Source organism: Streptomyces sp. NPDC059534 (genome assembly GCF_042743475.1).
In the GTDB taxonomy this organism is placed as follows: domain Bacteria; phylum Actinomycetota; class Actinomycetes; order Streptomycetales; family Streptomycetaceae; genus Streptomyces.
The window spans coordinates 135,788-148,086 of sequence record NZ_JBHWAQ010000026.1; the positions used below are offsets into that span (position 1 = coordinate 135,788).

The 12,299-nt window shown below is 70.7% G+C and carries 6 protein-coding genes; 5 read left to right on the top strand and 1 reads right to left on the bottom strand.

The annotated features are described in order from the left end of the window. Positions 1-22: 22 nt before the first annotated feature. Entirely contained in the window at positions 23-943 is a 921-nt protein-coding gene (locus tag ACFVZH_RS28125; RefSeq protein ID WP_384901486.1) for a ParB N-terminal domain-containing protein, read from the top strand. 38 nt (positions 944-981) lie between these two features. Here the strand turns inward: ACFVZH_RS28125 and ACFVZH_RS28130 are convergent, their stop codons facing one another. Beyond that, positions 982-2,262 (bottom strand): MFS transporter, encoded by a 1,281-nt coding sequence (locus ACFVZH_RS28130; protein ID WP_384901488.1) that lies wholly within the window; start codon positions 2,260-2,262, stop codon positions 982-984. A gap of 177 nt (positions 2,263-2,439) precedes the next feature. On the opposite strand from ACFVZH_RS28130, the gene ACFVZH_RS28135 reads away from it, so the two are divergent. The 4 genes from ACFVZH_RS28135 to ACFVZH_RS28150 form a co-directional block, all read left to right on the top strand. After that, complete coding sequence (locus tag ACFVZH_RS28135) at positions 2,440-2,637, top strand: MbtH family protein (protein WP_384901490.1); 198 nt, start codon at positions 2,440-2,442, stop codon at positions 2,635-2,637. A gap of 34 nt (positions 2,638-2,671) precedes the next feature. Beyond that, positions 2,672-8,773: an amino acid adenylation domain-containing protein gene (locus ACFVZH_RS28140; protein ID WP_384901492.1), complete on the top strand. Its 6,102-nt coding sequence runs from the start codon at positions 2,672-2,674 to the stop codon at positions 8,771-8,773. Positions 8,774-8,813: 40 nt separating this feature from the next. Beyond that, entirely contained in the window at positions 8,814-9,857 is a 1,044-nt protein-coding gene (locus ACFVZH_RS28145) for a MupA/Atu3671 family FMN-dependent luciferase-like monooxygenase (RefSeq protein WP_384901494.1), read from the top strand. Positions 9,858-9,885: 28 nt separating this feature from the next. Continuing rightward, a partial coding sequence (locus ACFVZH_RS28150; protein ID WP_384901496.1) for an AMP-binding protein occupies positions 9,886-12,299 on the top strand: 2,414 nt, incomplete at its 3' end.

The window sequence follows — 12,299 nt, forward strand, 5'->3', positions numbered from 1 at the left end:
CGCGCTCGACGAGGCGCCGATCGTGCGCATTCCCCTGAGCGCCCTGGTCCTGGGTGAGTCACCCCGGCAGGTACCTCACGACATCGGGCACCTGCAGGCGCTGGCGGAGGTCGCCGAGGACCTTCCGCCGATCGTCGTCCACCGGTCGACCATGCGGGTCGTCGACGGCGTCCACCGGGTCCACGCGTGCAGGATCCGGGGCTGGAGCACCATCGAGGCCCGTTACCTCGACGGCGACGACGAGGACGTCTACCTGCTCGCGGTCGCACTGAACGTACGGCACGGAATGCCGCTGTCGCTGTCGGAACGCCGCGCGGCCGCCGAGCGGGTCATGGCCATGCGCCCGTCGTGGTCCGACCGGTCGATCGCGAAAATCTCGGGGCTGAGCCCGAAGTCGGTCGGGGCGATCAGGGAGCGTTCAACTGCCGAAATTCCTCAGTTGAACACCCGTGTGGGCGACGACGGGAGGGTGCGGCCGCTCAGTACGAGGTCGGGGCGGCAGAAGGCCGGCCGGATGATCGCCGAGAGGCCCGCCGCGTCACTCCGCGAAGTCGCGGCCGAGTGCGGGATCTCCCTCGGGACGGCGCACGACGTGCGTCGGCGCCTGGAGCAGGGTCTCGACCCCGTACCGGACGGCCGACGTGACTCCGGGCAGGGCCTCCGCAAACGCGGCCCCGCCGCCGGGCCCGGGGACACCGCGGAGTCGGTCCGCAGGCGGCTCGAGCTCATGAGCCGGGAACCAGGACTCAAGTACTCCTCGGACGGCCGGCGAACGTTGCTGCAGCTGAGGCTGGCGTTGATCGACGAGGGGGAGCGTCTGCAGCTGCTCGAGGCGGTGCCCGAGCACTGGATGGGCACCGTCGCCCAACTGGCGCGGTTCTGTGCCGACCAGTGGCAGTCGCTCGCTGAGGAGGCGGACCGGCGCAGGGAGCACAGTGCCTGAGCGGAGGTCGCGGCGGGCGGATCACCGGACCGACCGGATCAGTCGTGGACCGGCACCAGGGCCCGGGGCAGGTCCCGCATACGCCGCAGCGGCCCTGCCAGCAGGAGCCCGCTCGTGGCGCAGATCCCGGTGCAGAGCACCCACATCGTCGGCCGGAGTCCCAGGACGGTGGCCAGGGTGCTGCCGACCAGAGCGCCCACGGGGATGGTGCCGAAGTTGACGAACAGGGCACTCGACGTGACGCGGCCGAGCATCTCGGGCGGGCAGTAGGACTGGCGGAAGCTGACGATGATCACGTTCGAGGCGACGATACCCGCCGTCATGACGGTGGAGCCCACGACGAAGAGAGCCAGCCGCGGTCCCTGACCCGCCAGCGGGATGAGCAGCGCGAAGGGCGCGGTGACGAGCTGGACGGTGATCAGCCCGCGAGCCGTGCCGAGGCGACGGGGTATGTGCGAGCTCACCAGCCCGCCCAGGATGCCGCCCACGCCCCCGCAGGAGATGAGCAGTCCGATCAGGCCGGGGTCGGCCTCCACGGTCCGCACGAGGAAGAGGAGCAGCACCGCCTGGTAGCCGGCCAGTGCCAGATTCAAGGCCGCGCCGAACAGCGTGAGGGTACGGACGTAGGGGTCCCTCGTGACGATGCGCAGACCGTCGGCCATGTCACGCCACAGGGTGCCGTCCACCCGCCGGGCCGGGCGGGGTTCGGCGTCGCGGACCAGGAGAAGGCACAGCGACGAGACGAGGAACGAGAGCACGTCCACGAGGAGACCGGTGGCACTGCCCAGGGCCTGGGCGAGGAGCCCGCCGGCACCGGGCCCGGCGACCCGGGCGGCCTGCTCCGCGCCCTGAAGCTTCGCGTTGCCTTCCATGAGATCGGCTTTGTCGATCAGGGACGGCAGGTAGGCGGAGCAGGCGGTGGAGAAGAAGACGGAGCAGACGCCGTTCACCAGCGCCACGGCGAGCAGTTGCCAGGTGCTCAGCAGCCCGGTCCAGGCCGCCGCCGGCACGGTGGCCAGCAACGTCGCCGACACCACGTTGCAGCACAGCATGACGGCCCGGCGGGGAAGCCGGTCGACCCACGCGCCGGCCGGCAGCCCGATCACGAGCCACGGCAGCCAGGGCGCTGCGGTCAGCACACCGATCACCAGCGGAGACGCGTCCAGCGTGCTGATGGCCACCAGGGGCAGCAGGACCGAGGTCACGTTGGTCCCGAGTTTGCTGGTCGTCTCGCCGATCAGCAGGAGGCGGAAACCCTGATGGGACCACGGCCCGCCGTTGCGCTTCGGGGAAGTGGTGACGCCGTGCCCTTGCGTCATGCCGTCAGGGATCCTCTCGTGAGGCGGCCGGCCGCACGGGCGCCCGACACGGTCACCGGTGCGCGAGTCACCGTGACAGGTTTCGTTGAACACTGCCAAGAATTCACGGCCCGCCTAATATCCGGTAGGCGTTCAAGCGGGCGTACTTGTGAGGCGGGGAAAGCGGGGACTGAACGGATGTCGAACCCCTTTGAGGACGAGGGCGGGCGTTTCCTTGTGCTCGTCAACGCAGAGGAACAGCACTCGCTCTGGCCTGCGGAAATCCCAGTTCCCGACGGATGGGACGTCGCCCACGGGCCGCAGGATCGGGCCGGGTGCCTCCGGTATGTCGAGGACTCGTGGACCGACATGCGACCCGCGAGCATACGGAAGTAGCAGCGGCTACAGGCACAGGGGGATGGAGCCTGACATGTTCGATGCCGTCAAGCGCTTCGAAAGGGTGGTTGCCGAACACCCGGGGCGGGTCGCCGTCCGGACTTCCCGGGGTTCTGTCACCTTTCGGGAACTGGACGAGCGCGCGAGCCGTATCGCGGCAGCGCTCTCGGTTCACGTCGCGGCCCCCGGCGCAAGGGTGGGAGTGTGCCTTCCGCGCTGCGCGGATCTCGTCGCCGCGATGCTCGCGGTCTGGCGGACCGGCGCGGCCTATGTGCCCATGGACCCCTCCCACCCGGACAGGCGCCGCCTCTCGTTGGCCGACGAGGCGGGCGTACGCGTCGTGTTGGTTCCCGGCCCGGGCGACACGGACTTCGGGGACGGCATTCCTCACCTGGCGCTCGCGACGGTTCTCGGCAGTGGCAGTGGCAGTGGCGACGTGGCAGCGCCGCGGATCGCCACCCGGCCGGAGTCCGAGGCGTACGTCATCCACACCTCCGGTACGACCGGGCGTCCCCGAGGCGTCGTCGTCACCCGGGGCAACGTCGAGCACTTCCTGAGCGCCCTGGAGGAGAGCGGACTGTACGACCCCGCCCCGGCCCGTGTCGTGTGGAACGCGAGCCTCGGGTTCGATGCCTCACTTCAGCAGTGGCCGAGGGTCTGCCGCGGCGACACCCTGCTGCTGCCCACCGAAGAAGAGCGCGCCGACCCGGCCCTGTTCGCCTCGTTCCTCCGGGTCTGCGAGGCGACCGAGATCGACGCCACCCCCTCGCACTGGGAACAACTGCGCCCGCACGCCGTCCGTGAGGGTGACGGCGAGGCACACCTGCGTCTGTGGCTCGGTGGCGAGCCGGTCCCCCCAGCCATGTGGCAGGACCTGGCGCGCCTCTCCGAGCAGGGCCGGGTGACGGCGTTCAATCTCTACGGCCCGACCGAATGCACCGTGGACGCCACGGCCACGCGGATATCGAGCGACCGTGGTCCCCATATCGGATCGGCGCTTCCCGGCGTCCGGACCTACGTCCTCGACGGAGCGCTGCGACCGGTCGAGAGCGGCGAAGCGGGTGACCTGTACCTCGCCGGTGGGGGCGTCGCCCGCGGATACGCCGACCTCCGCGGGCCGACGGCCGAGCGTTTCGTGGCCGATCCGTTCGGAGCGGCGGGCACGCGCATGTACCGGTCGGGGGACCGGGTGCGACGACTGCCGGACGGCACGCTGGAGTACCTGGGGCGCGCCGACGGCCAGGTGAAGCTGCGTGGCCACAGGGTGGAGCCGGGTGAGATCGAAGAGGTGCTCACCGGCCATCCGGCGGTCTCCCGTGCGGTGGTGGTGCCGCACGAGGACCAGCCGGGAGACAGCCGTCTGGTCGCCTACGTCACCGGGGCCCCGGCCCGCACACCCGACGCCGGGGAGCTGCGCGCTCACTGCGCGGCGCACCTGCCGCGGTACATGGTGCCCGCGTCGGTGGTCGTCCTGGACTCCCTGCCCCTGACGCCGAACGGGAAGACCGACCGTGCGGCTCTCCCCGCCCCGGACCGCGCGGCCGCGGGGAAGACCGGTCGTGCGCCACGGACCGCGACGGAGGAGTCGCTCTGCCGGATCTTCGCCCGGCTGCTCGGGGTGGAGCGGGTCGGCATGGACACCGACTTCTTCGACATGGGCGCCCACTCGCTGCTGGCGATGCGGCTCGTCGCCGCGGTCCGCGCGGAACTCGACGCCGACCTCACGGTCCGCGACGTGTTCCGGACGCCGACCCCGGCGGGCCTCGTCGCGAAGATCGTCACGGAGTCCGCCGGCCGGCCGCGGCTGACGCGCCGGGCCCGCCCGGCCACGCTTCCCCTGTCCCCGGCCCAACGCCGCGTGTGGTTCGTCGACCGTCAGGCGGCACACAGCGCACGCTACAACGAGCACGTGGCCCTGCGGCTTTCCGGGCCGATGGACGCCGCGGCGCTGTCGTCCGCCGTCGGTGACGTCGTCGCGCGTCACGAGTCGCTGCGTACCGTGTTCCCGGACCGCGGCGGCGAACCCCACCAGCACGTTCTCGACCCCGAAGCGGCACACCCGGACCTGCCGGTTCGGGACGTCACGGAGGAGGAACTGCCGACCGTGCTCACCGGGGCGGTCCTGGCCCCCTTCGACCTCGCCACCCGACCGCCCTTCCGCTGCGCGCTGTTCCGGATCGGACCCGAGGAGCACGTGCTGCTCCTCGTCATGCACCACATCGCCAGCGACGGCTGGTCTCTGCGGCCGCTGGCGAGCGACCTGGCGACCGCCTACCGGGCGCGCCGGGCGGGAGCACTCCCGGACTGGCCGGAACTTCCCGTTCAGTACGCGGACTACACCCTGTGGCAGCACGAGCTGCTCGGGCGGGCGGGCGAACCCGGCAGTCTGCTCGGCAAGCAGCTCGATCATTGGATCAAGGCCCTCGACGGCATGCCGGACGTGCTCGCGCTGCCCACGGACCTGACACCGTCCGGCGAACCGAGCGGTCATGGCGGCCGCGTCTCCTTCGCGTGGGACCCGCGACTGCACCGCGCACTGCGTGAGTTGGCACAGGACCACGGCTGCACGCTCTTCATGGTGGTGCACGCCGCGCTCGCCGCTCTGCTGACCAGACTCGGCGCGGGACACGACATTCCGATCGGGGTGGTGAGCGCCGGCCGGGACGATCCCGCCCTTGACGACCTGATCGGATTCTTCGTCAACACGCTCGTGCTGAGGACCGACACCTCAGGCGATCCCGGCTTCGGGGAACTGCTCGGCCGGGTACGGGAATCCGCCCTGGAGGCGACCGAACACGGGGACCTGCCGTTCGATCGGCTGGTCGAGGAACTGAACCCCGAGCGCGCGGCCACCCGGCAACCGCTCTTCCAGGTCCTGCTGGCGTTCCAGAACAACGCCGAGGCCGTGTGGGAGTTCGACGGAGCCGCGACCCGGCCGGAACAGGTCGTCACGGGAACGGCGAAGGCGGACCTCTCTCTGTCGGTCACCGAGACGGTGGACGAGGGTGGCCGGCCAGGAGAGCTGAGGGGATTCCTCGAATACTCCGCGGACCGGTTCCGGCCCGGTACGGCGAAGGCCCTGCTCGACCGTCTCCTGCGTGTCCTGCGCACCGCGGTGGCCGACCCCGAGCGGCCCGTCGAGAGCTACGACGTCCTGCTCGACGGGGAGGAGGCGGTACTCCTCGCGGAGGGGGACGCGGACGGCGCCGAACCGGCACCCACGCTGGTGGACCTGTTCGAGCAGTGTGCGCGGCAGACCCCGGAGGCTGTGGCGGTCGTCTTCGAAGAGCAGGCGGTCTCGTACGCGGACCTGAACGCCGATGCGAACCGGCTGGCTCACGTCCTGGCCGCGCGCGGCGTCGGTCCGGAGACGATCGTCGCCGGCGCGGCGGTCAGGTCGGTGGAGCTGCTGACGGCGGTGCTGGCCGTCATGAAGACCGGCGCCGCCTACCTGCCGGTCGACCCCGAGTACCCCGCCGAACGGATCGCCTATGTGCTCGGCGACGCCCGGCCCGTGCTCCTTCTGACCACGACGGGCAGCACGCCCGAAGCCGGGGCGACGGCAGGACTGCCCCAACTGTGCCTGGACGGAGCCGAGACGCGGGCGGAACTGCGTGGTGCCTGCGCGTCGAATCCGGCGCACGCGGGACGGTCCGGGTCCCGCGGGCGCGACGGGGCCGCGTATGTCGTCTACACGTCGGGATCCACCGGTCGCCCCAAGGGCGTGGTGGTGCCGCACTCCGGCCTCGCCAATCTCGCGGCCCACCAGACGCGAACGCTGGGGGTGACGCCGTCGTCCAGGGTGCTCCAGTTCGCCTCCCCGAGCTTCGACGCCTTCTTCTGGGAGGTGGCCATGACGCTGTCCGCGGGCGCCACGCTGGTGATGGCTCCGGCCGCCAGGCTGCGGCCCGGACCGGAACTCCGCGACCTCGTCGACGAGTGGCGCGTCACCCACCTCACCCTGCCTCCCGCCGTGCTGAGCGTGCTGTCGCCCGACGCCCTGGCGTCGGCCGGAACACTCGTCGTCGCGGGTGAGGCGCTGCCGGCGGAACAGGTACGGCGCTGGTCGAGGGGCCGTACCCTCATCAACGCCTACGGGCCGACGGAGACCACGGTCTGCGCGAGCATGAGCGGACCACTCGCCGGGGGCGGTACGCCCCCGATCGGGCGGCCTGTCCGCGGCACGCGCCTGTACGTCCTCGACGAGCGCCTGCGGCACGTTCCGCCCGGCGTGGTCGGAGAGTTGTACGTCGCCGGCGCGGGTGTGGCGCGCGGGTACCTGAACCGACCCGCGATCACCGCCGAACGCTTCACCGCCGACCTCTACGGCCCTCCCGGTACCAGGATGTACCGCACAGGCGACCTGGTCCGGCGGAACAACGACGGCGAACTGGAGTTCGTCGGCCGAGCCGACGAACAGACGAAGGTGCGGGGCTACCGGATCGAGCCGGGAGAGGTCGAGGCCGTGCTCACCGGTCACCCGCGGATATCCCAGGCGGCGGTGACCGTACGCGGTGACGGCGGCGACCGTCGGCTCGTGTCCTACGTGGTCCCGGAGACCTCCGGCCGCGCGACCGACGACGAGACCATCGACGCCTGGCGCCGGATCCACGACTCCGTCCACACCCGACGGGAACCGGCCGAGTTCGGTGAGGACTTCAGCGGCTGGCGCAGTAGCTACGACGATCGTCCGATACCCGTGGCGCAGATGCGTGACTGGCGCGCGGAGACCGTGCGCAGGATCAAGGCCCTCACACCCCGACGCGTGCTGGAACTGGGCGTCGGAAACGGGCTTCTGCTGTCACACCTCGCCTCCGAGGTCGAGACGTACTGGGGTCTCGACCTCTCCGCCGAGGTGATCGACGGCCTGCGGCGCGAGGTCGCGGGACGCCCGGAGCTCGCCGGGCGGGTCACTCTGCGGCAGCAGCCGGCCCATGACATGACCGCCATTCCCGAAGCCCACTTCGATGTCGTCGTCATCAACTCCGTGGCCCAGTACCTTCCCAGCGGCGACCACCTCGCCCGTGTGCTGACGCAGTCGGCGGCGGCGCTCGCCCCCGGAGGATCCGTGTTCCTCGGGGACCTGCGCAATCTCAGACTCCTCGACTGCTTCCACGGGGCGGTCACCGGGCGCAGATCCACCGCCGTGCCCCACAGTGAGGAGCATCGCCGGGAGACCGCCCGCAGCCAGGCCAGGGAGCAGGAACTCCTGGTGGATCCGGACTTCTTCCCGGCGTTCGTCGCCGCCTCCTCCTCGTTCACCTCCTATGACGCGCGTCTGAAGGAGGCGACCCATGACAACGAGCTGAGCCGCTACCGCTACGACGTCGTCCTGGGCACCGGGCTCGTCCATGACGGGCCCGTGATCGAGCTGGCGTGGAGTGAGGGCGGCCGGACGCTCGACGGCCTCCGCGAGGAGGTACGCGCAGCGGGCTCGACGCGTCTGCGGGTGACAGGCATACCCAACGGCCGTCTGAGCGAGGACCTTCACGCGTCACGTGGCGCCCGGATCGACGGCGGCATGGACCCGCAGGACTTCGTCCGGCTGGGCGAACTTCTGGGCCGGACCGTGGCGTTGCGCTGGTCGGACGGCTCCGGCCCGTACTGCTTCGACGTGGAGCTGAACGTCGCCGCGCACGCGCCGTCGTCACCGCTTCCGAACCGCCGTCCGGAACGGTACGTCAACATTCCGTTCCAGCCGTTCGACGGCGAGCTTCTCAGGGAGTCCCTGCTGCGGCATGCCGCCTCGTTCCTGCCCGCGTTCATGGTGCCCTCCGACTTCGTCGTGCTCGATGCCCTCCCGCTGACTCCGCACGGCAAGGTCGACCGGGCCGCCCTGCCGGCCCCGGAGCCCGTGCGAGGCGGGGCGAGGCGTGCGGGACGCAAGCCGCAGGAGGTCGCCCTGTGCCGGATGTACGCAGAACTGCTGGATCTCGAGGAGGTCGGCGTCGACGACAGCTTCTTCGACCTGGGGGGCCATTCGTTGCTGGTGACGCGCCTTGTCAGCCGTATCCGAGCGGAATTCGGCGTGGAACTGTCGGTCGGAGCCGTCTTCGACGCGCCTCGGGTGACCGATCTGGCGGTCCGGCTCTCCACCGCCCCGAAGGCGAGACCCAGGGTGCGCCGCCAGGGGTGAGCGCGGCGCATCGAGATGGACAGGACGAGAGGAAGCCCCCGTGGAATTCAGTCTTTTCTACTTCGCAGACGACAGCACCCCGGAGGGTGGCGCCGGACGGTACGAACTCCTCCTGGAGGGCGCTCGATTCGCCGACCGGCACGGATGGCGCGCCGTGTGGACTCCGGAACGTCACTTCCACGCGTTCGGCGGTCTCTATCCGAATCCGGCCGTCACCGGCGCGGCCCTCGCCGTGGCCACCGAGAACATCCACATCAGGGCCGGCAGCGTGGTGGCCCCCCTGCACCATCCCCTCCGGATCGCCGAGGAGTGGTCGGTCGTCGACAACCTGTCCGCGGGGCGTGTCGGCGTCTCCTTCGCCTCCGGATGGCACCCGGTCGACTTCGCCCTGAGCGGCACCAGGTACGAGGACCGCAAGCGCGTCCTGATCGACCACGTCGAACAGGTCAGGTCCCTGTGGCGCGGAGCGGAGTGCGAGGTGCTCGACGGCGCCGGGATGCCGGCGAAGGTGCGCGCCTTCCCGCCTCCCGTGCAGAAGGAACTGCCGGTCTGGATCACCAGCGCCGGCGAGACGGACACCTTCCGTGCCGCCGCCGCGGCCCGCGCCGGGGTGCTCACCCATCTGCTGCACCAGGACGTCGACGGCCTCGCCGCCAACATCGCCGAGTACCGCCGGATCTGCCGGGAGGAACACGACGGTTGGGACGGCCACGTCGTCCTCATGCTGCACACCTTCCTCGGCGAGAGCGCGGAGGAGGTGAGGGCGACGGTACACGCGCCCCTGCGCGACTACCTCAGGAGTTCCCTGCACCTCGTCACCCGGTCGTTGCGGGAGAACGACCCGGAGTTCGACGTCGACCTGCTGGAGGAGGAGGACATCGACTTCCTCGTCTCCCAGTCGTTCGACACCTACTTCTACGAGCGAGGGCTCTTCGGGACCCCGGGTGACGCGCGGGCCCTGGTCGAACGGCTCGCCTCGGTCGGGGTCGACGAAATCGCCTGCCTCATCGACTTCGGAGTGGACCCGCAGACCGTTCTGGCCGGTCTGCGGCACGTGGAATTCCTTCGCCAGACGTTCGCCTAGCCCGGAGGACCGCACCGCCATGATCCCTATGTCCTTTTCGCAGCTGCGTTTCTGGTTCCAGGACCAGATGAGCGGCGGAGACGAAACCGCCAACACCTCTGTCGTCATGCGTCTGACCGGCGTGCTGGACGTGGAGGCACTGCACGCGGCCCTGCGGGACGTGGTGGCGCGGCACGAGATCCTGCGGACGTTGTTCTCCGTGACGGACTCGGGACCGCAACAGGTGATCCTCGACGTCCCGACCGCCGCGGCACGGCTGGAGTTGCCGGTGCGCGAGGTCATGGAGGACGGTGTCGCCCAGGCCGTGGCGGAGGTGGTGGAGCAGCCCTTCGTCCTGTCCCGGGACCTTCCCCTGCGTGCGGTTCTGCTCGCCCTGGACGCGAGCACTCACGTGCTGGTCTCCGTCGTGCCCCATATCGCGTTCGACGGATGGTCGGTGGCGCCTTTCCTCCACGATCTGTCCGAGGCGTACCGTGCCCGTGCGGAGAGGAGTGCTCCGCGGTGGGAGGAACTCCCGGTGCAGTACCGCGACTTCACTCTGTGGCAGCGTGGGCTGCTGGACTCCGGCGACGAGGAAGGCGATCTCCTCACGGAGCAGCTCGGACACTGGCGGCGGATGCTCGCCGGGGCTCCCGGTGAACTGGACCTGCCGCGTGACCGTTCTCGCCCGGCCACCGCCTCAGGCCGGGCCGACGCGGTTCCCGTGCGCCTGGGCCCGTCCGATCTCCGGAAACTGAAGGAACTCGCCCGGGACAAGGGGGCAAGTCTCTTCATGGTGCTGCATGCCGGACTCGCGGGGCTGCTGAGCAGGCTCGGCGCCGGATCCGACATCGTGGTGGGCAGCCCCGTCGCCGGTCGCACGGACGCGGATCTCGAACACCTCGTCGGCTGCTTCGTCAACACCGTCGTGGTGCGCACCGACACCTCGGGGGACCCGTCGTTCGGCGCGCTGGTGGAGCAGGCGCGCGCTCGGGTGCTCTCCGCCCTCGAACATCAGGACCTGCCCTTCGAGCGCGTTGTGGAAGTGGTCAATCCGGTGCGGCTGCCTGGCCGCCACCCCCTTTTCCAGATCATGCTCAGTCTCCAGAACAACGCCGCGGCCAGGGTGGACCTGCCCGGTCTCAGCATGCGGATGCTGGACGACGACAGAGCCCCGTCGACCGAATTCGACCTGCTCTTCGACGTCGCCGAGACCTCCCTGGGGCTCGAGGGGCGGCTGGTGTTCGCCGAGGACCTCTTCGACCGCGCCACCGCCGAACGTATCGCCCATGCCTACGAGAACTTCCTGAGCCGGGCGGCGGCCGACTCCGACCGTCCGCTGGGAAGCCTGGATCTGCTCGGCGGCACCGAGCGCGGTGAGATCCTCGCGCGGGGAAGGGGCGCCGACCGTCCGGTGCCCGCGGTGTCGGTCCCCCGGCGGTTCCGCGAGCAGGCGTCCGCCACACCCGAGGCCACCGCCGTGCTCTTCGAGGACACCCGGCTGAGCTACGCGGAACTGGACGCCCGCTCCGGCCGTGTCGCCGAGGCCCTGCGACGGCACGGGGCGGCCGGCGGGCGCGTGGTGGCCGTGATGACGGAGCGCTCGGCGGATCTGGTCGCCGTGCTCCTGGCCGTCCTCAGGAACGGTGCGGCCTACGTGCCGCTGGAGCTGCGCAGCCCCGACGTCCGGATACGCGCGATCCTCGACGAGACCAGGCCCTGTCTGATCGTCACCGACGCCTCCACGCGCGAGCGTGCGACCACCCTGGCCGCCGCGTACCCGGACCTTCCCGTGCTGACGGTCTCCGAGGCCGACCGCACCCCGGCGGCCCCTGCCGAAGGCTTCCCCGAGCCCCAGGTCGAGGACACGGCGTACGTGATGTACACCTCCGGCTCCACGGGGCGGCCGAAGGGGGTCGCGGTGACCCACCGCAACATCGTCGCCCTGGCTGCCGACCCCTGCTGGCAGGACGGTACCCATACCCGTGTCCTGGCCCATTCGCCGCACTCCTTCGACGCCTCCACCTTCGAGATCTGGGTGCCCCTCCTCAACGGCGGCACGGTGGTGGTCGCCCCGCACGGCGACTCCGCGACCGTGAGCCTCGAAGGCACCGTCGCCCGGCACGGTGTGACGAGTGCGTTCATCACCACGGCCCTGTTCAACTCCCTCGTCATGGAGGACAGTCCGGCTCTCGGCGCGCTGCGGCACATATGGACCGGCGGGGAGGCCCCTTCGGCGCAGGCCATGCGGCAGATGGCGGAGCGGCACCCCGGCACCCTGCTCACCCATGTCTACGGCCCCACGGAGAACACGGTCTTCACGACGTGGCGGCCCGTGGAGCCCACCGACCCCGCGGTCGCGGCAGCACCTCCGATCGGTCGTCCGTTGGCGAATACGCGGGTGTATGTGCTGGATGGGGGGTTGTCTCCGGTGCCGGTGGGTGTGGTGGGTGAGTTGTATGT

What these genes read in the sequence shown, in the direction of transcription:
- ACFVZH_RS28130 (WP_384901488.1), bottom strand. Translation starts at nt 2,262, where the DNA reads ATGACGCAAGGGCACGGCGTCACCACTTCCCCGAAGCGCAACGGCGGG.
- ACFVZH_RS28135 (WP_384901490.1), top strand. Translation starts at nt 2,440, where the DNA reads ATGTCGAACCCCTTTGAGGACGAGGGCGGGCGTTTCCTTGTGCTCGTC.
- ACFVZH_RS28140 (WP_384901492.1), top strand. Translation starts at nt 2,672, where the DNA reads ATGTTCGATGCCGTCAAGCGCTTCGAAAGGGTGGTTGCCGAACACCCG.